At 65.2% G+C, this 21955-nt stretch carries 12 protein-coding genes, 2 tRNA genes, 3 rRNA genes and 1 pseudogene; 9 read left to right on the top strand and 9 right to left on the bottom strand.

The window, feature by feature from the left end:
* Positions 1-57: 57 nt before the first annotated feature.
* From rrf to recQ, 7 genes and pseudogenes are all read right to left on the bottom strand, one after another.
* Positions 58-171 (bottom strand): 5S ribosomal RNA (gene rrf, locus ABKF58_RS06230).
* 118 nt (positions 172-289) lie between these two features.
* A 23S ribosomal RNA gene (locus ABKF58_RS06225) occupies positions 290-3180 on the bottom strand.
* 304 nt (positions 3181-3484) lie between these two features.
* A tRNA-Ala gene (locus ABKF58_RS06220) sits at positions 3485-3560 on the bottom strand.
* A gap of 11 nt (positions 3561-3571) precedes the next feature.
* Positions 3572-3648 (bottom strand) — tRNA-Ile (locus tag ABKF58_RS06215).
* Positions 3649-3740: 92 nt separating this feature from the next.
* Positions 3741-5275: ribosomal RNA gene (locus ABKF58_RS06210) — 16S ribosomal RNA — on the bottom strand.
* Together the 16S, 23S and 5S rRNA genes with 2 tRNA genes alongside form the textbook arrangement of a ribosomal RNA operon.
* A 441-nt stretch (positions 5276-5716) precedes the next feature.
* Positions 5717-6935, bottom strand: a pseudogene (gene argJ, locus ABKF58_RS06205) (bifunctional glutamate N-acetyltransferase/amino-acid acetyltransferase ArgJ).
* 60 nt (positions 6936-6995) lie between these two features.
* A complete protein-coding gene (recQ, locus tag ABKF58_RS06200) occupies positions 6996-8798 on the bottom strand; it encodes a DNA helicase RecQ (protein WP_482583843.1) in 1803 nt (600 codons plus the stop codon).
* A 241-nt stretch (positions 8799-9039) separates the two neighbouring features.
* Here recQ and ABKF58_RS06195 point away from each other — a divergent pair, with 241 nt between their 5' ends.
* The 4 genes from ABKF58_RS06195 to ABKF58_RS06180 are packed head-to-tail and all read left to right on the top strand — an operon-like array spanning position 9040 to position 13826.
* Positions 9040-9531 (top strand): surface-adhesin E family protein, encoded by a 492-nt coding sequence (locus ABKF58_RS06195; protein WP_482583841.1) that lies wholly within the window; start codon positions 9040-9042, stop codon positions 9529-9531.
* A gap of 43 nt (positions 9532-9574) precedes the next feature.
* Positions 9575-10354, top strand: coding sequence for a ParA family protein (locus tag ABKF58_RS06190; RefSeq protein ID WP_482583840.1), 780 nt, complete (start codon positions 9575-9577; stop codon positions 10352-10354).
* A 15-nt stretch (positions 10355-10369) separates the two neighbouring features.
* Complete coding sequence (locus ABKF58_RS06185; protein WP_482583839.1) at positions 10370-12964, top strand: sensor histidine kinase; 2595 nt, start codon at positions 10370-10372, stop codon at positions 12962-12964.
* Entirely contained in the window at positions 12936-13826 is an 891-nt protein-coding gene (locus tag ABKF58_RS06180) for a response regulator (RefSeq protein WP_482583838.1), read from the top strand. The genes ABKF58_RS06185 and ABKF58_RS06180 overlap by 29 nt, the downstream gene beginning before the upstream one ends.
* On the opposite strand, the gene ABKF58_RS06175 is transcribed toward ABKF58_RS06180, so the two are convergent.
* Complete coding sequence (locus tag ABKF58_RS06175; RefSeq protein ID WP_482583836.1) at positions 13804-16092, bottom strand: DNA internalization-related competence protein ComEC/Rec2; 2289 nt, start codon at positions 16090-16092, stop codon at positions 13804-13806. The genes ABKF58_RS06180 and ABKF58_RS06175 overlap by 23 nt on opposite strands.
* A 101-nt stretch (positions 16093-16193) precedes the next feature.
* Between ABKF58_RS06175 and ABKF58_RS06170 the strand changes: the two genes are divergently transcribed.
* Positions 16194-16982, top strand: coding sequence for a class I SAM-dependent methyltransferase (locus ABKF58_RS06170; RefSeq protein WP_482583834.1), 789 nt, complete (start codon positions 16194-16196; stop codon positions 16980-16982).
* A 149-nt stretch (positions 16983-17131) separates the two neighbouring features.
* On the top strand, positions 17132-17527 hold the full coding sequence (locus ABKF58_RS06165; RefSeq protein ID WP_008955899.1) for an acyl-CoA thioesterase: 396 nt from the start codon (positions 17132-17134) through the stop codon (positions 17525-17527).
* Positions 17528-17572: 45 nt separating this feature from the next.
* On the opposite strand, the gene ABKF58_RS06160 is transcribed toward ABKF58_RS06165, so the two are convergent.
* Positions 17573-18988: an MFS transporter gene (locus ABKF58_RS06160; RefSeq protein ID WP_482583832.1), complete on the bottom strand. Its 1416-nt coding sequence runs from the start codon at positions 18986-18988 to the stop codon at positions 17573-17575.
* Positions 18989-19071: 83 nt separating this feature from the next.
* On the opposite strand from ABKF58_RS06160, the gene ABKF58_RS06155 reads away from it, so the two are divergent.
* From ABKF58_RS06155 to dapC, 3 genes are all read left to right on the top strand, one after another.
* A complete protein-coding gene (locus ABKF58_RS06155; protein WP_482583830.1) occupies positions 19072-20064 on the top strand; it encodes a LysR family transcriptional regulator in 993 nt (330 codons plus the stop codon).
* Between the two features lie 63 nt (positions 20065-20127).
* A complete protein-coding gene (locus tag ABKF58_RS06150) occupies positions 20128-20331 on the top strand; it encodes a SlyX family protein (protein WP_482583829.1) in 204 nt (67 codons plus the stop codon).
* A 387-nt stretch (positions 20332-20718) separates the two neighbouring features.
* On the top strand, positions 20719-21909 hold the full coding sequence (dapC, locus tag ABKF58_RS06145) for a succinyldiaminopimelate transaminase (protein WP_482583827.1): 1191 nt from the start codon (positions 20719-20721) through the stop codon (positions 21907-21909).
* The last annotated feature ends 46 nt before the right edge of the window (positions 21910-21955 follow it).

Here is a 21955-nt window from a genome sequence, read left to right as displayed (position 1 = left end):
TTCCGCCGGCGCAAAGCACAAAGCCCAGCTCGGATGAGCTGGGCTTTCTTGAGGGGAGTCTGGCGGTGTCCTACTTTCACACGGCAATGCCGCACTATCATCGGCGCTAAGGCGTTTCACGGTCCTGTTCGGGATGGGAAGGGGTGGGACCACCTCGCTAAGGCCGCCAGACATAAACTGTCAACAAACTGGAAGAAGCCTGGAAGCCTCTCAGCTTCCATTTCGAATTGGGTAATCGATTGTACGTCGCACACTCTATTCACCGCGTGGCCCAAGCCACTCAAATGATAGGATCAAGCCTCACGAGCAATTAGTATCGGTTAGCTTCACGCCTCACAGCGCTTCCACACCCGACCTATCAACGTCCTGGTCTCGAACGACTCTTCAGGAGGGTCAAGCCCTCAGGGAAGTCTCATCTTCAGGCGAGTTTCCCGCTTAGATGCTTTCAGCGGTTATCTCTTCCGAACTTAGCTACCCGGCAATGCCACTGGCGTGACAACCGGTACACCAGAGGTTCGTCCACTCCGGTCCTCTCGTACTAGGAGCAGCCCCCGTCAAACTTCCAACGCCCACTGCAGATAGGGACCAAACTGTCTCACGACGTTTTGAACCCAGCTCACGTACCACTTTAAATGGCGAACAGCCATACCCTTGGGACCGGCTACAGCCCCAGGATGTGATGAGCCGACATCGAGGTGCCAAACTCCGCCGTCGATGTGAACTCTTGGGCGGAATCAGCCTGTTATCCCCGGAGTACCTTTTATCCGTTGAGCGATGGCCCTTCCATTCAGAACCACCGGATCACTATGTCCTGCTTTCGCACCTGCTCGACTTGTCGGTCTCGCAGTTAAGCCACCTTATGCCATTGCACTATCAGCACGATTTCCGACCGTACCTAGGTGACCTTCGAACTCCTCCGTTACACTTTGGGAGGAGACCGCCCCAGTCAAACTGCCTACCATGCACTGTCCCCGATCCGGATCACGGACCAAGGTTAGAACCTCAAACACACCAGGGTGGTATTTCAAGGACGGCTCCACCAGAACTAGCGTCCTGGTTTCATAGCCTCCCACCTATCCTACACAAGTCTGTTCAAAGTCCAATGCAAAGCTACAGTAAAGGTTCACGGGGTCTTTCCGTCTAGCAGCGGGGAGATTGCATCTTCACAAACATTTCAACTTCGCTGAGTCTCAGGAGGAGACAGTGTGGCCATCGTTACGCCATTCGTGCGGGTCGGAACTTACCCGACAAGGAATTTCGCTACCTTAGGACCGTTATAGTTACGGCCGCCGTTTACCGGGGCTTCGATCAAGAGCTTGCACCCCATCACTTAACCTTCCGGCACCGGGCAGGCGTCACACCGTATACGTCCACTTTCGTGTTGGCACAGTGCTGTGTTTTTGATAAACAGTCGCAGCCACCGATTCTCTGCGACCTCTCGAGGCTTCGAACGCGAGGTCCTACACCTTAAGAGGCATACCTTCTCCCGAAGTTACGGTATCAATTTGCCGAGTTCCTTCTCCTGAGTTCTCTCAAGCGCCTTAGAATTTTCATCCTGCCCACCTGTGTCGGTTTGCGGTACGGTTCTCGTATAGCTGAAGCTTAGTGGCTTTTCCTGGAAGCGTGGTATCAGTCACTTCGGTTCCGTAGAACCTCGTTATCACGTCTCGGTGTTAACAAAGGAGCGGATTTGCCTACTCCTTCCACCTACCGGCTTGAACCAGGGCATCCAACACCTGGCTGACCTAACCTTCTCCGTCCCCACATCGCACTATACGAAAGTACGGGAATATTGACCCGTTTCCCATCGACTACGCTTTTCAGCCTCGCCTTAGGGGCCGACTCACCCTACGCCGATGAACGTTGCGTAGGAAACCTTGGGCTTTCGGCGAGCGGGCTTTTCACCCGCTTTATCGCTACTCATGTCAGCATTCGCACTTCTGATATCTCCAGCATGCCTTACGACACACCTTCACAGACCTACAGAACGCTCCCCTACCATCTGCACTTGCGTGCAAATCCGCGGCTTCGGTTATCAGTTTGAGCCCCGTTACATCTTCCGCGCAGGACGACTCGACCAGTGAGCTATTACGCTTTCTTTAAATGATGGCTGCTTCTAAGCCAACATCCTGGCTGTCTAGGCCTTCCCACTTCGTTTACCACTTAACTGATCATTTGGGACCTTAGCCGGCGGTCTGGGTTGTTTCCCTCTTGACGATGGACGTTAGCACCCACCGTCTGTCTCCCATGCTCGCACTTTCCGGTATTCAGAGTTTGCCATGGTTTGGTAAATCGCAATGACCCCCTAGCCATAACAGTGCTTTACCCCCGGAAGTGATACATGAGGCACTACCTAAATAGTTTTCGGGGAGAACCAGCTATCTCCGAGTTTGTTTAGCCTTTCACCCCTATCCACAGCTCATCCCCTAGTTTTGCAACACTAGTGGGTTCGGACCTCCAGTGCGTGTTACCGCACCTTCATCCTGGCCATGGATAGATCACTCGGTTTCGGGTCTACGCCCAGCAACTAAAGCGCCCTATTCGGACTCGGTTTCCCTACGCCTCCCCTATTCGGTTAAGCTCGCTACTGAACGTAAGTCGCTGACCCATTATACAAAAGGTACGCAGTCACCCCTTGCGAGGCTCCCACTGTTTGTATGCATCCGGTTTCAGGTTCTATTTCACTCCCCTCCCGGGGTTCTTTTCGCCTTTCCCTCACGGTACTGGTTCACTATCGGTCGATCACGAGTATTTAGCCTTGGAGGATGGTCCCCCCATCTTCAGACAGGATTTCGCGTGTCCCGCCCTACTTCTCGTACGCCTAGTCCTTGGAATGCGTTTTCGTGTACGGGGCTATCACCCACTATGGCGGCCATTTCCAGGGCCTTCCACTAACACAATCCATAACACGTACAGGCTGTTCCGCGTTCGCTCGCCACTACTGACGGAATCTCGGTTGATTTCTATTCCTGCGGGTACTTAGATGTTTCAGTTCTCCGCGTTCGCTCTACCTTGCCTATGTGTTCAGCAAGGAGTACCTATTGCTAGGTGGGTTTCCCCATTCGGATATCTCCGGATCATCGCTCTATTGCCAGCTCCCCGAAGCTTTTCGCAGGCTTACACGTCCTTCATCGCCTGTGATCGCCAAGGCATCCACCAGATGCACTTAGTCGCTTGACCCTATCATTTCAGTGACCTGGGAGTCCCTTGCGGTTCTCTCAAGCACGTCCACGACAGTGAATGTTTGTGCGACGTACCACACCGCCCCTTTTGATATGGCGACATGGCACAGATACAATCAAATTACCCAAAGTCGACGATCCGTCCAAAGCAGACTTAACTGCTTCTTTCTTCTCGCCGTCTTGTTAATTCGGCTTCTTCAGTTTGTTAAAGATCGGGCGTTTTTGCTGAGCCGCTTGCGCGGCACGCGAACAACGCAAACAGAACCAAACTCATCGAGTTCGTTTTTGTTTGCACTGTCGAGTGGTGGAGGATGACGGGATCGAACCGACGACCCCCTGCTTGCAAAGCAGGTGCTCTCCCAACTGAGCTAATCCCCCAACAGGTCAAATGGTGGGTCTGGTTGGACTCGAACCAACGACCCCCGCCTTATCAAGACGGTGCTCTAACCAGCTGAGCTACAAACCCAGTTGCCTTCGTCGATCCGCTTTCGCAAACCAACTATGCCCTTAACGCGAATAACCGATAGGCTGTGAGTACTCGACTCGGCCCTTCTCTAGAAAGGAGGTGATCCAGCCGCAGGTTCCCCTACGGCTACCTTGTTACGACTTCACCCCAGTCATGAAGCATACCGTGGTAACCGGACTCCCGAAGGTTATCCTAGCCACTTCTGGTATCCCCCACTCCCATGGTGTGACGGGCGGTGTGTACAAGACCCGGGAACGTATTCACCGCAGCATGCTGATCTGCGATTACTAGCGATTCCGACTTCACGCACTCGAGTTGCAGAGTGCGATCCGGACTACGATCGGTTTTATGAGATTGGCTCCACCTCGCGGCTTGGCGACCCTCTGTACCGACCATTGTATGACGTGTGAAGCCCTGCTCATAAGGGCCATGAGGACTTGACGTCATCCCCACCTTCCTCCGGTTTGTCACCGGCAGTCTCATTAGAGTGCCCAACTAAATGATGGCAACTAATGACAAGGGTTGCGCTCGTTGCGGGACTTAACCCAACATCTCACGACACGAGCTGACGACAGCCATGCAGCACCTGTGTTCCGGCTCCCTTTCGGGCACCCTCACGTCTCTGCGAGGTTCCGGACATGTCAAGAGCAGGTAAGGTTTTTCGCGTTGCATCGAATTAATCCACATCATCCACCGCTTGTGCGGGTCCCCGTCAATTCCTTTGAGTTTTAACCTTGCGGCCGTACTCCCCAGGCGGTCAATTTCACGCGTTAGCTACGCTACCAAGGATTCAAACCCCCAACAGCTAATTGACATCGTTTAGGGCGTGGACTACCAGGGTATCTAATCCTGTTTGCTCCCCACGCTTTCGTGCATGAGCGTCAGTGTCATCCCAGGGGGCTGCCTTCGCCATCGGTATTCCTCCACATCTCTACGCATTTCACTGCTACACGTGGAATTCTACCCCCTCTGACGCACTCTAGCTGTGCAGTCTCCAATGCCGTTCCCAGGTTGAGCCCGGGGCTTTCACATCAGACTTACACAACCGCCTGCGCACGCTTTACGCCCAGTAATTCCGATTAACGCTTGCACCCTACGTATTACCGCGGCTGCTGGCACGTAGTTAGCCGGTGCTTATTCTTCCGGTACTCTCAGCTCCAGTGGATATTAGCCACCGGCATTTGCTCCCGGACAAAAGTCCTTTACAACCCGAAGGCCTTCTTCAGACACGCGGCATGGCTGGATCAGGCTTGCGCCCATTGTCCAAAATTCCCCACTGCTGCCTCCCGTAGGAGTCTGGGCCGTGTCTCAGTCCCAGTGTGGCGGATCATCCTCTCAGACCCGCTACTGATCGTCGCCTTGGTGGGCCTTTACCCCACCAACTAGCTAATCAGACGTCGGCCGCTCGAATAACGCAAGGTCTTACGATCCCCTGCTTTCCTCCTCGGAGCGTATGCGGTATTAGCACAGCTTTCGCTGCGTTATCCCCCATTACTCGGTGCGTTCCGACGCATTACTCACCCGTTCGCCACTCGTCAGCGGGCCGAAGCCCCTGTTACCGTTCGACTTGCATGTGTAAAGCATGCCGCCAGCGTTCAATCTGAGCCAGGATCAAACTCTTCAGTTCAATCTCATAGCAATTTTTGGCACGCAAGATCAAAGAAATATCAGGTATTTCCTGTCTTGCAGTGCAAGTGTCGGCTTTGCCGAGCACTCACACCTATCGGTTATTCTGTTTGTTAAAGAGCGGGGCTGACTGCGTCGTTTCCGTCGCTGCGTCAGCTGAGGAGGCGAACTATACGCCCCGACCCCCACCTCGTCAACGCCTTTTTGCTGAAAAACCGCAAAAAAAGCGCCCCCCAGCAAAAATCAGCATGCAAACGCCTGAATAGAAACAACTTACCCGATAGACATTTTTTACCACCCACCCGACTCACCCGCCCGCCGCGCCGCTTCCGGCCCCTCGGCGCCGCGCAAAAAAGCAAAAAGCCGGCGTTTTTGCCGGCTTTTTTAGGGTAAGGGCCATTTCTGGCGGGTGGGCCGGGCTTCGGCCAACCCTGGATCGCGTTCAACTGCGGTAGTCGGCGTTGATGCGCACGTAGTCGTAGGAGAAGTCGCAGGTCCAGACGGTTGCGCTGGCCTGGCCGCGGTTGAGCTCGACACGCACGCCGATCTCGGACTGCTGCATCACGCGCTGGCCGTCTTCTTCCTTGTACTCCGGATTGCGGCCGCCGTTGCAGGCCACCAGCACGTCGTCGAGGTAGAGCGCCATGCGGTCGACGTCGAGGTCGTTGACGCCGGCGTAGCCGACCGCGCACAGCAGGCGGCCCAGGTTGGGGTCGGAGGCGAAGAAGGCGGTCTTGACCAGCGGCGACTTGGCGATGGCGTAGGCGACGGCCTTGCATTCGGCGACGGAACGGCCACCTTCGACCTTGACGGTGATGAACTTGGTGGCGCCCTCGCCGTCGCGCACGATGGCCTGGGCCAGTTCGGTGGCGACGTCGAGCAGGGCGGCCTTGAGCTGGGCGTAGGCCGGCTGGTTGGGCGAGTCGATCAGCGGCGCGCCGCTCTGGCCGGTGGAGATCAGCATGAAGCTGTCGTTGGTGGAGGTGTCGCCGTCGATCGAGATGCAGTTGAAGGTGAGGTCGGCGACTTCCTTGACCAGCTGGTTGACCATCGGCCGGGTGATGGCGGCGTCGGTGGCGATGAAGCCCAACATGGTGGCCATGTTGGGGTGGATCATGCCGGCGCCCTTGGAGATGCCGGTGATCGACACCTTGTGGCCGTCGATGTCCAGCGCGCGGCTGGTGGCCTTGGGCGCGGTGTCGGTGGTCATGATCGCTTCGGCGGCCTCGGCCCAGTTGGCGCTGCGGCGCTTGGGCAGCGCGGCGATGATCTTGTCGGCCGGCAGCGGCTCGAGGATGACGCCGGTGGAGAACGGCAGGATCTGCTCCACGGCGCAGTCGAGTTCGGTGGCCAGTGCACTGGCAGACGGCGAGCGCGCGCTGGCGGCCGTCTTCGCCGGTGCCGGCGTTGGCGTTGCCGGTGTTGATCACCAGCGCGCGGATTTGCACGCCGGCGTCGAGGTGGGCCTTGCTGATCTGCACCGGAGCGGCGCAGAAACGGTTCTGCGTGAACACGCCGGCGACGGTGTTGCCCTTGTCGAGGCGGATCACCAGCACGTCCTTGCGGTCGGCCTTCTTGATGCCGGCTTCGGCCACGCCGAGTTCGACGCCGGCGATGGCGGCGAGCTGTTCGGGCTTAACGGGGTTCAGGTTGACGGGCATGTTGGGTTCTCCGGAATTGTAAAGCCAATGGCCAGGATGCAGGCTTCAAGTGTACTGGAATCAGTCGTCGCTCTGCGACGCCTCGTTGAGGATGGCGAGCAGGGCGTCGCCGTAACGCGCCAGCTTGAGTTCCCCCAGGCCGTAGACGCGGCCGATCTCGACGCGGCTGGCGGGGCGCTTCTCCACCAGTTCGCGCAGCGTCTTGTCGGAGAACACGGCGTAGGCCGGCACGTTGTGCTCGTCGGCCATGCTTTTGCGCCAGCGCCGCAGCATCTGCCACAGCCGCTCCTCACGCTCGGTGCGCAGCCAGCGGTCGGTGTTGGCGCTGCGGCTCTTCTTGTCGTCGGCGAGCGGGCGCAGGTAGACCTTCTGCTCGCCCTTGAGGATGGCGCGGCAGCCGTCGCCAAACACCAGCGACTGGCCGCGCGCGATGTCGACCTGCAGCAGCTTCTTGGCCACCAGCTGACGGATGATCGAGCGCCAGCCACGCTGGTTGAGCTCGCGCCCGATGCCGAAGGTGGAGAGCTGGTCGTGGCCGAAGGCGGTGACGCTCTGGTTGGCGCGCCCGAGCAGCACGTCGATGACGTGGCTGGCGGCAAAGCGCTGCTCGACGCGGTAGATGCACGACAGCAGTTTCTGCACCGGCAGCGTGGCGTCGAAGGTGATCGGCGGATTGAGGCAGTTGTCGCAGTGGCCGCAGGGGGCGCTCTGTTCGCTGAAGTGGGCCAGGATATGCTGGCGGCGGCAGGCGGCGGTTTCGCAGAAGGCGAGCATGGCGTCGAGCTTGGACAGTTCGACCTGCTTTTGCAGCACCGCCATCTCCGAGCCTTCGATCATCTGCGTCAGCTGCACCATGTCGTTGAGGCCGTAGCACAGCCAGCTGGCGGCGGGCAGGCCGTCGCGGCCGGCGCGGCCGGATTCCTGGTAGAAGTTTTCCGGGCTCTTGGGCAGGTCGATGTGCGCGACGAAGCGCACGTCGGGCTTGTCGATGCCCATGCCGAAGGCCACCGTGGCGACCATCACCACGCCGTCCTCGCGCAGGAATTCGCGCTGGTGGCGGTCGCGCACCTCGTGCCCGAGCCCGGCGTGGTACGGCAGGGCGCGGATGCCGTTTTCGACCAGCCATTGCGCGGTGTCTTCGACGCGCTTCCTGGACAGGCAATAGACGATGCCGGAGGCGCCGGGATAGTCCTGCTGGATAAACGCCAGCAGCTGCTTCTTGGCGTTGTGCTTTTCCACCACCTGGTAGAACAGGTTGGGGCGGTCGAAGCTCGACAGGAACACGCGGGCTTCGGCCAACCTCAGGTAGTGCAGGATGTCGGCGCGGGTCTGCTCGTCGGCGGTGGCGGTCAGCGCGATGCGCGGCACCGCCGGAAAGCGCTCGGCCAGAATGCCGAGTTGCTGGTATTCGGGGCGGAAGTCGTGCCCCCAGTGGCTGACGCAGTGCGCCTCGTCGATGGCGAACAGCGCGATGCGGAGATCGTTCAGGAGCTCCAGGAAACGCGGCGTCAGCAGCCGCTCGGGCGCGACGTAGAGCAGGTCGAGCGTGCCGGCACGCGCCTGGCGCACGATGTCGCGCGCCTCGTCGGGCGCGGTGGCGGAGTTGAGGCAGGCCGCGGCCACCCCCAGCTCGGACAGCGTCGCCACCTGATCCTGCATCAGCGCGATCAGCGGCGACACCACGATGGCGACGCCCTCGCGCAGCAGCGCCGGGATCTGGTAACACAGCGATTTGCCGCCACCGGTGGGCATCAGCACCAGCGCGTTGCCGCCGCCGCCGACGTGGGCGACGATCTCGGCCTGCTCGCCGCGGAAGGCGGGGTAGCCGAAAACGGTCTGAAGTAGGGCGTGGGCGTCCGGCATGAGGGGCAAGAATCGGAAGAAGGCGCCATTGTACGGCATGCTCCGGGCCGCGTCGCGCGCCGGACGGGCAAAAAAGAAGGCCACCGGGGACGTGGCCTTGAAGGGGCAATATCACAATGCAGAGGAAATGCTAATGCCGGGGATGAGACGCAGCCCCGGCGGCGAAGTTCCCGCCCGCGTCGCCGGTTGGCCGAAGCCCACACGCTGTGCGACACTGCCGGGGTATATCCGGAGGTTCCCCATGTTTTACCGTGTGTCCCTGCTGACCGTGACGGCCGCCCTGCTGACCGCCTGCGCCAGCACCCCGTCCGCGCCCCTGCGCAAGCCGGCCCAACTGCGCCCGCAGCCGACGCCGAGCGCGCCGCAGCAAGCCAATGCCGACTGGCACAACCTCGGCGTCTCGCCCAACGGCAATATCCTGAACGAGATCGACAAGCTGTCGCTGCGCCGCCAGGGTTCCGTGGTAACCTTCCGCGACAAGAAGACCATCTTCAACATGAAGAAGGAAAACTTCCTGTCGACACCGCGCCACAAGTATTCGATCAATACTTGGCAGATCGACTGTACGAGCCGGACCTTCCGTCTGACCAGTGTCACGCTGTTCGACGAAAACAGCCGTCTCGTCGCCAGCTACCTCTATAATGACAGCCAGATAAAACCGATGCCGGTGGTGCAGAATTCGGCCAGCTACCAGCAAATGCTGTTTGTTTGCGGTGGCGCTCAGCCCCTCTGAGCGGCCGACGGCGCACCCGCCCGGCTCCGAACAAGGATTAGCCATGGGCGCCATACGCCGTGTCGTCTTCAACCAGAAAGGCGGGGTGGGCAAATCCACCATCGCCGTCAACCTCGCCGCCGTGGCGGCCCACGCCGGTCGCCGCGTGCTGGTGATCGACCTCGATCCGCAAGGCAATGCCAGCCACTACCTGCTGGGCGGCACGGCGACCGACGGCGCGCCGACGCTGGCCGACTTCTTCCAGCAGATGCTCAACATCAGCCTGTTCGGCAAGACGCCGCAGGAATTCGTGGTGCCGACACCGTTTCCCGGCCTGTCGCTGATGCCCTCGCACCCGGAACTGTCCGAGCTGATGGGCAAGCTGGAATCGCGCTACAAGATGTTCAAGCTGAAGGAGGCGCTCGACCAGCTCGCCGCCGACTACGACGAGATCTGGATCGACACCCCGCCCGCCTTGAACTTCTACACCCGCTCGGCGCTGATCGCCGCCGACCGCTGCCTGATCCCGTTCGACTGCGATGCCTTCTCGCGCCAGGCGCTGTACAACCTGATGGGCAACACCGACGAAATCCGCGCCGACCACAATCCCGAGCTGCACATCGAGGGCATCGTGGTGAACCAGTTCCAGCCGCGCGCCAGCCTGCCGGTGCGGCTGGTCGCCGAGCTGAAACAGGAAGGCCTGCCGGTACTGGACGCGCCGCTGTCGGCCTCGGTGAAGATTCGCGAATCGCATCAGGCGGCCCAGCCGATGGTGTTCTTCGACGCCCGCCACAAGGTGTCGCAGGAATTCGAACGGCTCTACCAGCATCTGAATTCACGCTGATCCAGGGCGACGGACATGCGCCGGATCACCCCGCCCCGCCTTGTCCTCCTTACCGGCCTGCTGCTGATGCTGCTGCTCTGCGGCGAAGCCTGGCTGCTGGCCGACAGCCGCCGTCAGCAGCAGCTCGAGCACGATCAGGCCAGTGGCCGGGTCTGGCTGCAGGCCGTGGCCTGGCAGCTGCAGGCCGGGCTCGACCACGCCCGCCTGCTGGCGCTGCAGACCAACCATGACATCTCCCCGGCCGGGCTCGACGAGTGGCTGGGGACGCTGCGCCAGCAGGACCCCGGCTATACCGAGGTGGCGCTGGTGGAGCGCATCACCGCGGCACAGCGCCCGGCGCTGGAGGCGCGGCTCGGCCAGCCCATCCGCGACCACGCCGGCGGCCAACAGCCCCCCGCCCCGCCCCGCCCGTTCTACTACGTACGGCTGTTGCTGGCCGGCACGCCGGACAGCCAGCAACGCATCGGCATCGACCTGGGGGCCCGCGCCGACTGGATGCCGACCTTCGAGAGCGCGCTCAACACCCAGCGTCCGCGGCTGCACGTGACGGCGGCCCAGCCGGCATCGCCGCCGCGGCTGGACATCGTCAGCCCGCTGCCACAGCAGACGCGCGTGCTGCTGCTGCGACTCAACCCGTCGGCGCTGCTGAATTCACCGCTGACGGATGGAACGGCCCCCGTCAGCCAGCTGCGGCTGGTGGCCTGGCAGGAACAGCAGCCCGGCACACCCTTTCTCGACAGCCACCCCGGCCATCCCCTGCCCGTCTCCGCCCCGCTGCAGGCACGCACCCTCACCCTGGGCGGCATGACGCTGCAGTATGCGGTGTTCGCCCAGAGGGACCCGGCGCTGGCGCTGCAGGACCACGATCTGCTGGTCCTGATGCTGTCGGCGGCCGGGGCGCTGTGCCTGCTGATTTACCTCTACCGCCTCGGCCACAGCAACCTGCAGTTCCGCCACGCCCTGCTGGTGAAGCATGACCAACTGATGGAAAGCAACCGTTCGCTGCACCGTCAGCTGGACGAACACCGCCGCGCCGAGCAGGCGCTGGCCGACAGCGAGGCGCGTCAGCGCGCCATTCTGGAAGCCAGCTCCGACGCCATCCTGCTGCTGGAAAGCGACGGCACGGTGCGCGCCGCCAACGCCGCGGCGGCGCGGCTGATCGGGCGGCACGACGAGTGCCTGCCTCATCGGCCGCTGGCGAGCCTGTTCCCCGACTGGGTCGACCCGGAGCGCCACCGGCCGTTCGGCCAGATCGCGGCCGAACACGAAGGCGCGCCGTTCGAGGCGCAGCTGCGGTGCGAGGATGGCAGCCGCCTGCCGGTGGAGCTGACGCTGAGCCAGGTCGACCAGCCCGACGACACCTGCTTTCTGCTGGTCTGTCGCAACATCCGGCAGCGCAAGGAGCAGGAGGCGGCGCTGCTGGCGCTGAAGAACACCCTGGAGGGCCAGGTGGAACAGCAGCGCCAGCAGCTCGCCGCGCTGCTGGACGCCAGCCCGCTCGCCATGGCCTACGTCGCCGACCACCGTTTCAAGCAGGTCAACCGCGCCTTCCTGGAGCTGTTCCGGCTGCCCGCCGACGACGTCGTGGAGCAGCCGACCACGCAGATCTTCGAGTCTATTGAGCAATGGCAGCGGCTGGTGCGCCTGCTGTACGGCGTGCTGTCGCAGGGGCAGGTATGCCAGCAGGACCTCCGCCTGCGCGACGGCGACGGCGGCACCCTGTGGTGCCAGCTCTACGGCAAGGCGCTCGATCCGGCCCTGCCGGGGCTGGGGTCGGTGTGGATCTTCCAGGACATCTCGGCGCAACGCACCACCGAGGCCGCTTTGCGCGAGGCCAAGACCCTGGCCGAGGACACCAGCCGCGCCAAGACCGAATTCCTGGCCAATATGTCACACGAACTGCGCACCCCGCTGCACGCCATCCTGGGCTTTGCCGAAATGGGGGAGCGGCGCAGCGCCAGCGACAACACCCCCAAGCAGCAGCACTATTTCGAGCGCATCCACCGCAGCGGCAAGCGTTTGCTGACACTGCTGAACGACCTGCTGGACCTGGCCAAGATGGAAGTGAAGCGCATGGAATTCCAGATGATGCCGCAGGACCTGCTGCGCTGCGTGTACGAGGCACGGGAGGAAATGCTGCCGATGGCAGCAAAAAATGGCATCGACATTATACTGAAAGCGGACAGCCTGACGCTGCCGGCGGTATTCGACCCGCTGCGCATCGGCCAGGTGATGCGCAACTTGCTCGCCAATGCCATCAAGGTCAGCCCGCCAGGCGGCGTCATCACGGTGCATGTCGCCCCCCGCGCCGACGCCGACGGCATCGACCGGGTCGAGGTGGCGGTGACCGACCAGGGGCCGGGCATCGCCGACGACGAACGGGAGCCGATCTTCGACAAATTCGTGCAGGGCAGCGCCACCAAGACCGGCGCCGGCGGCAGCGGGCTCGGCCTGTCCATTTGTCGCGAAATCGTGCTCGCCCACGACGGCGAGATCAGCGCCGGGAACGCCGACGGCGGCGGCGCCATTTTCCGCTTCATCCTGCCACGCTGGCCCAGGCCCGCCCCACTCGGAACGGAGCATGATGGAACACACGCTACTCTTGGTTGACGACGAGCCGTTTAGTCTCGAACTGATGAGCGAACTGCTGGAAAGCGACGGCTACAAGACGGTGCAGGCCGACAGCGGCGAGGAGGCCTGGGCCCGCCTCGAGGCCGAACACGAACGCTTCTGCGCCGTGCTGCTGGACAAGATGATGCCCGGCCTGAACGGCATGGAACTGCTGGCCCGCATCAAGGAGAGCCCGGACATGGAGAGCCTGCCGGTGATCATCCAGTCCGCCTTCGGTTCGCCCGGCAGCATCCAGCAGGGCATGAGCGCCGGCGCTTTCTTCTTCCTCAACAAGCCGTTCTCGCGCGACATGCTGCTGGCGGTGGTCAAGGCGGCGGTCGACCACTGGGACCGCCAGCTCTATTTCCGCGAAATGGGCCTGCACCAGGAAGGCACCATGATGATGCTGCAGGAGGCCGAATTCACCCTGCGCACGCTGCAGGAGGCGCACGCCGTGACGGCGTTGCTGGCGCGCGCCTGCCCGGTGCCGGAACGGGTCGCCAGCGGCCTCTACGAGCTGATCGCCAACGCCGTCGAACACGGCAATCTGGGGTTCGGTTTCCAGGACAAGCAGCGCCTGCTGGCCGAGGAGAGCTGGGACAGCGCGCTGCAGGCCGGGCTGTCCGACCCGGCCTACGCCCAGCGTCAGGTCAGCGTGCGCTTTCGCCGCAGCGCCGAGGACATCACCTTCACCGTCTCCGACCAGGGCCGGGGCTTCGACTGGCAGTCCATCCTCAACGCCGGCCCGGCGGCGCTGCTGCGCCCGCACGGCCGCGGCATCCTGCTGGCGAAATTGAGTTCGTTCGACCACCTCGAGTACTGCGGGGACGGCAACCAGGTCATCGCCCGGCTGCGGCTGTGACCTCGTCGTCCCCAACATCCGCACGCACCCTCCAGTAGCGCGGCGCCTGGCGCCGGAACGCGCCGATGGCGAGCGTCTCCCCCAGGTCGATCTGCAGTGCCCCAAGCTGGTCGGTGCGCAGCACCTGGGCCCCCTGTGCCCGGTAGCGCGCCAGCGTCTGCGGGTGCGGATGGCGGTAGCGGTTGCGATAGCCCGCGCTGAACACGCCCCAGTGCGGCGCCGCCGCCTGCAGCAGTGCCTCCCCCGAGGCGCCGCGGCTGCCATGATGCGGGGCCAGTAACACCTCGCTGGCCAGCGCCCGGCCGTAGCGCGCCGCCAACGCCTCTTCCTCGCGCCGGCCGATATCGCCGGTCAGCAGCACCGCCCGGGTCAGGGTCGCCACGCGCAGCACGCAACTGTGGGCGTTGTCCTCCCCCGCCAGCCCGGCCGGCGGCCACAGCACGTCGAAGCGGATCCCGTCCCAGGCCCAGCTCTGCCCCGGCGCGCAGGGCACGGCATCGTCGCGCTGCCCCGCCAGCGACGCGGGCTGACCGGCCCAGACCCGCATCACCGGCACGGCGGCCAACAGGCCAGCCGCGGCAGCGTCGTGATCGCTGTCGTGGTGCGACAGCATCAGGGCGTCGAGCCGCCGCACGCCGAGGCCGGCCAGCTGCGGCAGCAGCACGCGCTCGGCCTGCCCCGGCCCGGTGTCGTACAGCAGGTCGTGGCGCGCGGTCTGCAGCAGCACCGACAAGCCCTGACCGACGTCGAACACCTGCACCCGCAGCGTCCCCTGCGCCGGCCGCGGCGGGCTGTAGAGCAGCGCCGGGGCCAGCAGCAGCGCGCCGAATCCCCGCAACGGCACGCCGCGTGGCGCGATCAGCCACAGCGACCCTACCGCGCCGAGCGCCAGCAGCGGCCACGGCAGCCCGGGGAGAGACCACGACGGCAGCAGCGCGAGCCGGTCCACCCCGTAGAAGAAGCCTTCGGCCAAGCTGGCGGTCAGGTGCAACAAGGCGTCGAACGGCAGCGCCACCGCCAGCAGCGCGAGCGGGGTGAGCAAGGCCGAGATGTAGGGAATGGCCACGGCGTTAGCGAGCGGCGACACCAGCGGCAGGGTGCCGAAAAACAGCGCCAGCGGCAGCAGCGACATCACCAGCGCGGCCCATTGCCCGGCCAGCGCCGCCCGCAGCTTGCCGGGCGGGCGGCGGCGCGCCAGCGTCGCGGCCATCAACGCTGCCACCAACCCGAACGACAACCACAGCCCGGGCGCCAGCACCGCGAACGGATCGATCAGCAGCACCACGGCCAGCGCCAGCCACCACACCTGGAACGGCGTGTAGGCGCGGCGCGAGACCAGCAGGCAGGCCGCGCCGGCAAGCATGAACAGGGTGCGCTGGGTCGGCACCGAGAAACCGGCCAAGAGCGCGTAGGCCAGCGCCGCCAGCACGGTGACGGCGGCGATCACCAGCCGCGGCGGCACACGCAAGGTTGGCCGAAGACGCAACCAGCCGGCCGCCAGCGCTGCGGCCAGTCCGGCGACCATGGTGATGTGCAGGCCGGAGATCGAGACCAGGTGGGTCAGGCCAGTGCGCGCAAAGCGCTGCCACTCCTCACGCGCGATGGCCTGCTGCGCGCCGACGGTGAGCGCGCCGATCAGCGCCGCCTCGCGCGTGTCGCCCAGCACCCGCTGGATGCGGGCCTGCACGGCGGCGCGCAGGCGGTCGATGCGCGCCATCGCATCCTGAGCGTCCTCCAGCCGCTGGGCGCCCTTGCCGATCGAGCCGCTGGCCAGCAGCCCTTCCGACCACATCCACGCCTCGCCGTCGAAACCGAACGGGTTGGCCGTGCCGTGGCGCGCCTTGAAACGTGCCGTGAGCCGCCAGCGGCTGCCGGCCGGCCAGTCGCCACCGCGGAAATCGCTCAGCTGCACCCGGGACGGCAGGCGCGCGCCCGGCGTCAGCACCTGTTCCACCTCGGCGTTCAGCCGCACGCCGTAGTCGCCCGGGTCGGGCAGGCCGCGCACCACGGCGACGAACTCCACCGGCCGCCCTTCCCACGGCGGCGCCAGCGCTTCGGCCAACCTGAGTTCGGCACGCCAGCCGGCGTAACCGAGCCCGGCCAGGGCGCATACCAGCCACAGCGCGGCCTGGCGGCGACGACCATCGAGGCGCCAGGCCAGCACGGCGGCCCCCGCCAGCGCCGGCCATAGCCAGCGAGCGTCGGGCAGTTCAGGGAGGAAGGCGCACAGCGTGATGCCGGCGCAGAAGGCTGCGATCGGGAGCATTGCGCCATTTTATGTTTTTGGCATGGAAACGCTAAGGCCACGCGGTTGCCGCTGATCGCGCCTTGCCGTATCTTCGCCGCGTCGTTCCCCGGAAACCGTCCATGAACCCCACCCCGCTGTACTGCGCCGAGCCGGCGCGCCGCGACACCGCCCATCGTCTTGCCGAGCGCTTCGCGCTGCCGCTGGTCACCCGACGCCCCGACGCCGGCTACTGGCTGGAGCTGGGGCCGGAACGGCTGGAGCTGCTCACCAGCGGCAAGCACGGCGCGGTGTACGCCGAGTTCGTCGAGGGCGCGGCCAAGCACCGCCGCGAGCAGGGTGGCGGGCGCGGCCAGCCGGTGGCCAAGGCGATCGGGCTGAAGGGCGCCAAGGAATTGCCGCGCGTGGTCGATGCCACCGCCGGCCTCGGCGGCGACAGCTTCGTGCTGGCCAGCCTGGGCTGCGAAGTGACGCTGCTGGAACGCTCGCCGGTGGCGGCGGCCTTGCTGTTCGACGCACTGGAGCGCGCCAGCGTCGACCTCGACACCATGGACATCGCGCGGCGCATGACGCTGGTGCACGCCGACGCCATCCAGTGGCTGGCGGCACAGGCCGAACGGCCCGAGGCGGAACGGCCGCAGGTGGTGTTCGTCGATCCGATGTTCCCCGACACCGACAAGAAAAGCGCCGCCGCCAAGAAAGGCATGCAGGCGTTTCAGCAGGTGATCGGCGACGACCTCGACAGTGCCGCGCTGCTGCAGGCCGCCATCGCCGCCGCCACGGTGCGGGTGGTGGTGAAGCGGCCGCAGCGCGGCCCGGTCATCGAGGGCGTGAAGCCGTCGGCGGTGCTGGAGGGCAAGTCCACCCGCTTCGACCTCTACGTGATCAAGGCGCTGCGGCCGCAGGGTTAGGCTGCCGCCACCGCCCCGCGTGGCGGTCCCCTGACCGCACCCACATGCGTTACACTCCCCGCCCCATGGCCCACGCCGACCAGCCTGCCTGCCAACGCGCCGGCAGCCGTGTGCCGGCCACCTGTCAAACCCCGATCTGGAGCTAGCCGATGTCTGTTTTTGCCGTTGAATTCAAGGTGCGCGATTACGAATGCGATATGCAGGGCATCGTGAACAACGGGGTGTACTTCAACTACCTGGAGCATGCCCGCCACGAGTTTCTGCTGGAAAAGGGCATCGATTTTGCCGAACTGGCGCGCCAGAACATCAACCTGGTGGTGGTGCGCTCGGAACTGGACTACAAGGCGTCGCTGACCAGCGGCGACCAGTTCACGGTGACGGTGGCGTTCGAGCCGGTGTCCAAGGTGCGCTTCGGCTTCCGCCAGCAGGTGATCCGCCAGGCGGACCAGAAGGTGGTGCTGGAAGGGCTGATCATCGGCACCGCGATCAACGAGCGCGGCCGTCCGGCGATCCCCGAGCAGTTTGCCGCCCAGCTGGGGGCGTAAGCCGGCCCCGCGACAGGGCTGGCACACGGGAACGGAGGCCGGACGCTACACGAAGCGGCGCTGCAGTTGCAGCAGCAGCCCCACTGCCAGCGCCAGCAGCAGCAGCGTCCAGAAGAAATCCTGCCCGGCCAGCAACACCAGCTGGCCGGATGCCAGCTCCGGTTCACGCGCCGCGTGCAGTGCGCTGCGCTGTTGCAGCAGCGCGGTGCCCAGCAGCAGGCCGACGGCGTTGGCCACCTCGCGCATCGCGTTCTTGACCTGGTAGGCGTGGCTGAACACCCGCTCGTCCACCTGGCTGAAGGTACTGGCCGCCGCGGTGCCGAGCAGGAACGGCATGAACACCCCGTTGAGCAGGAACACCGCCAGCCACAGCGGCCACCCCGTCGCCGCCGGCTGCTGCCGTGCCATCAGCCCGGCGAAGGCGGCCAGCAACAGCGTGCCGATCAGCAGGAACCGGCGCAGATGGGGCCAGCGCAGCATCAGCTTCAGGTGCAGCACGGCGAACGGCATCGCGGCCAGCCCGGTCAGCCCCAGCAGCCAGCCGCATTGCGCCAGGCTCAGCCCGAGGCCCTCGGCCAGGAACAGCGGCAACACGTAGCTGCACGACGACACCACCAGGTAGCCGAAGCCGTACACCGCCATGCCCCACAGGTAGCGCTCGCTGATGAAATGGCGGTAGGGCACCAGCGGCGTGGGGCGGCGCCACTCGTGCCGCCCGTGCAGCACCAGCAACGCCAGGGCCAGCAGCCCGGTGCCCCACAGCAGCGGACCATGCGTCCACGGCTCGAAACGGGCGCGCTCCAGCACGAACTGCAGCAGGAACACCCCGCCCGCCAGCAGCAGCATGCCCCACGGATGCGCCTGGTCCGGCCGCTCGTTCTCCACCGGCTCGTGCTCCGGCATGGCATGGCGCACCACCCCGTCCACCAGCCACACCAGCGGCAGCATCACCCAGAACAGCGCGCGCCAGTCGAAGGCGGCCAGCAGCGCCCCGGCCAGGATCGGCGCCAGGCCGGAGCCCAGCATGATGCCGAAGGGCAGGAACAGCAGCGCCGGCAGGCGCGCCGGCCCCTGGTAATGCAGGATCTGCACCCGCGACGCGGTGAAGAACGCCGCCCCGCCCAGCGCCTGCACCATGCGCGCGACGATGAAGCCGCCGGCGTTGGGCGACAGCGCGCACAGCACGGCACCGGCGCCGAACACCAGCAGCGACAGCCGCAGCAGGGTGCGGTAGCCCAGCCGCTGCACCCACCAGCGGTGGCTCAGGATCATCAGCACCGCCACCGCCGCGTAGCAGGCGGCGGCCAAGCTGAACTGCGGCGGCGAGGCCTGCACGCCGTGACGGATGGCGGCCGAGCCGAACGCCACCATCACGCTCTGCAGGTATTCCAGCAGCACGATCACGGCGATGGCGACGTGGTGCAACGAGTAACGCGGGGCGATGAGGGCGGCAGACGGCATGGCGGCACCAGCAACGGCGAGGCAAAACCCCATTATCGGCAGCGGCCGTACTATCATGGAAATCGATTAACTTCATACAAATCATGAATCAAGTCGATTTCAGCCACGACGCGCTGCGCCGCCTCGACCTCAACCTGCTGGTGGCGTTCGATGCGCTGATGCAGGAGCGCCACGTCAGCCGCGCCGCCGCCCGGCTCTTTCTCGGACAGCCGGCGATGAGCCACGCGCTGGCACGGCTGCGCCAGCTGCTGGACGATCCGCTGTTCGTGCGCAGCGGCCACCAGATGGAGCCCACCCCGCGCGCCCGCGAACTGGCGCCGCAGGTCCGCGCCTGGCTGGAACAAGCGCAGCAGCTCCTCTTCCGCGCCGACGCGTTCGACCCGGCCGCGGCGCACGCCACCTTCCGCCTGGCGGCGCCGGACGGCATGGAGGCGCTGCTCTACCCGGCGCTGATCGCCACGCTGCGCCGCGATGCGCCCGGCGTGCGGCTGCGCTCACAACTGCTGGAGACCGACCAGCAGCTGGCCGCGCTCGACCACGACGAGGTGGACCTCCTGATCACCGCCGCGCCGCTGGCGCTGCGCGACTGGCACAGCCGGCTGCGGCTGTTCGAATCCGACTTCATCAGCGTGCACTCGCGGCGCCAGTTGCCGCTGCCGGAGCCCGCCACGCTCGCCGACCTGGCCTCCTGCGACCACGTCGTCAGCAGCTACCGCGGCACCGTCGCCGGGGTGGTCGACCATCTGTTCGCGGCGCACGGCGTGGAACGCCGCGTGCAGGTGCTGTCGGCCAGCCTGCTGGCGATCAGCCACATCGTCGCGCAGGCGCCGCTGATGTCGATCCAGCCGGCGATCTACCGCGGCCTGTTCAGCACCACCCCGGAGCTGGCCTGCGCGCCGTTGCCGGGCGAGGCGCGCATCACCGTCGGCCTGGTCTGGCACCGCCGCAACGACCGCCACCCGCTGCACCGCTACCTGCGCGACACCGTGATCGCCGCGATGCGCCGTCAGTTTGCCGCCACCGAGGGCGTGACGCGCCACGCCGACGGCGCATGGGAAACGGCCAGGCAGGAATGAGCGGATCACAGCGAGAGTGCGGTAAAATCGCTCCCCCACACCGTCGCCACCCAAGGACACCGCATGGACGACTCCCGCCTCACCGACCTCGAAGTCAAAGTGGCCTTCCAGGATGACCTGCTCGACGCGCTCAACCTCGCCGTGACGCGCCAGCAGCAACAGATCGACCTGCTGCAGCAACAGATCCGCGTGCTGTACCAGCAGCTGCGCAGCAACCAGCCGGGCAACGACGCGCCGGGCGGGCACGAGATTCCGCCGCACTATTGAAGCGGGGTTGGCCGAAGCCCGCAAAAAAAGCCGGACCCCATCGGGGTCCGGCTTTTGTCATGATGCCGGCGCCGGCAACGCCATGGACTGCACCGGGCAGGCCGACAGCCGGTGCCCTCCCCTTGCCGTGCCCCGGACCCGGATGGTCGCCGGGAACGCGGCGCGCCGCGTGGCCGGAGCAGCGGGTCAGCACGTAGCCGGCCTTGTCCGTCACGGTTTCTTCCGTTGCCGGGAAACGATGGCTTCGATGTTCTTGCGCGCGATCAGCCGGACCTCCTGCGGTGCGGGAGCGTAGCAGGCCGCCTCCCCGGCAGCGGCGTTTGTTTTGCACCAACCGCACCGATCTCCATTAAAATAGCCGCTTTGTCGTCGCGCCGGGAGCCCAAAGTGAATCCGAATCTTGCCCTTCTGCAGCCCTACCCCTTCCAGCGGCTGCGGTCGCTGCTGGCGGGCGTGACGCCGCCGGCCGGGCTGCCCCACGTCAACCTGTCGATCGGCGAACCCAAGCACCCGACCCCGGACGTGGTGAAGCAGGCCCTGGTCGATGCGCTCGACGGCTTGGCGAGCTACCCCGCCACGCTGGGTTCCGACGCCCTGCGCGCGGCCTGCGCCGCCTGGGCCGAGCGCCGCTACGGCCTCACGCTCGACCCGCTGCGCGAAGTGCTGCCGGTAAACGGCAGCCGCGAGGCGCTGTTCGCCTTCGTGCAGACCGTGATCGACGCCTCCGGCGCACAGAAGCCGGTGGTGATCTCGCCCAACCCGTTCTACCAGATCTACGAAGGCGCGGCGCTGTTGGCCGGCGCCGAGCCGTACTACGTCAACTGCCTCGCCGAGAACCGCTTCCAGCCCGACTGGGCGGCGGTGCCCGAGGCGGTATGGCAGCACACCCAGCTGGTCTTCGTGTGCAGCCCGGGCAACCCCACCGGCGCGGTGATGAACCTGGACGACTGGCGCCGGCTGTTCGAGCTGTCCGACCGATACGGCTTCGTCATCGCCTCGGACGAATGCTACTCCGAGATCCACTTCGGCCAGCGGCCGCTGGGCGGGTTGCAGGCCGCCAAGCAGTTGGGCCGCGACTTCCGCCGCCTGGTGATGTTCACCAGCCTGTCCAAGCGCTCCAACGCGCCCGGCCTGCGCTCCGGCTTCGTCGCCGGCGACGCCGCGCTGCTGGAAAGCTTCCTGCTCTACCGCACCTACCACGGCGGCGCCATGAGCCCGACCATCCAGGCCGCCAGCGTCGCCGCCTGGAACGACGAAGAGCACGTCGAGGCCAACCGCGCGGCGTATGGCGCCAAATTCGCGGCGGTTCACGCCAAGTTGGCCGAAGCCTTCGCTGTCAGCCTGCCGGATGCCAGCTTCTACCTGTGGGCACGCGTGCCCGGCGGCGACGACCAGGCCTTCGCCCGCGCCCTGTTCGCCGAAGAACACGTCACCGTGCTGCCCGGCTCCTTGCTCGCGCGCGACGCCCACGGCGTCAATCCCGGCGCCGGCTACATCCGCATCGCCCTGGTGGCGCCGCTGGCCGACTGCGTCGAGGCCGCCGAGCGCCTGGTACGCTTTGCCCGACGCCACGCCTGAACCGGAAACCACTACAATGACCACCATCCATCTTGCACAAGGACTG

It is taken from the genome of Pseudogulbenkiania sp. AW2-16, assembly GCF_056824575.1.
This window is presented reverse-complemented; position numbering and strand designations above follow the sequence as displayed.

What these genes read in the sequence shown, in the direction of transcription:
- ABKF58_RS06180 (WP_482583838.1), top strand. Translation starts at nt 12,936, where the DNA reads ATGATGGAACACACGCTACTCTTGGTTGACGACGAGCCGTTTAGTCTC.
- ABKF58_RS06155 (WP_482583830.1), top strand. Translation starts at nt 19,072, where the DNA reads ATGAATCAAGTCGATTTCAGCCACGACGCGCTGCGCCGCCTCGACCTC.
- ABKF58_RS06170 (WP_482583834.1), top strand. Translation starts at nt 16,194, where the DNA reads ATGAACCCCACCCCGCTGTACTGCGCCGAGCCGGCGCGCCGCGACACC.
- recQ (WP_482583843.1), bottom strand. Translation starts at nt 8,798, where the DNA reads ATGCCGGACGCCCACGCCCTACTTCAGACCGTTTTCGGCTACCCCGCC.
- ABKF58_RS06195 (WP_482583841.1), top strand. Translation starts at nt 9,040, where the DNA reads ATGTTTTACCGTGTGTCCCTGCTGACCGTGACGGCCGCCCTGCTGACC.
- ABKF58_RS06175 (WP_482583836.1), bottom strand. Translation starts at nt 16,092, where the DNA reads ATGCTCCCGATCGCAGCCTTCTGCGCCGGCATCACGCTGTGCGCCTTC.
- ABKF58_RS06190 (WP_482583840.1), top strand. Translation starts at nt 9,575, where the DNA reads ATGGGCGCCATACGCCGTGTCGTCTTCAACCAGAAAGGCGGGGTGGGC.
- ABKF58_RS06150 (WP_482583829.1), top strand. Translation starts at nt 20,128, where the DNA reads ATGGACGACTCCCGCCTCACCGACCTCGAAGTCAAAGTGGCCTTCCAG.
- ABKF58_RS06160 (WP_482583832.1), bottom strand. Translation starts at nt 18,988, where the DNA reads ATGCCGTCTGCCGCCCTCATCGCCCCGCGTTACTCGTTGCACCACGTC.
- ABKF58_RS06185 (WP_482583839.1), top strand. Translation starts at nt 10,370, where the DNA reads ATGCGCCGGATCACCCCGCCCCGCCTTGTCCTCCTTACCGGCCTGCTG.
- ABKF58_RS06165 (WP_008955899.1), top strand. Translation starts at nt 17,132, where the DNA reads ATGTCTGTTTTTGCCGTTGAATTCAAGGTGCGCGATTACGAATGCGAT.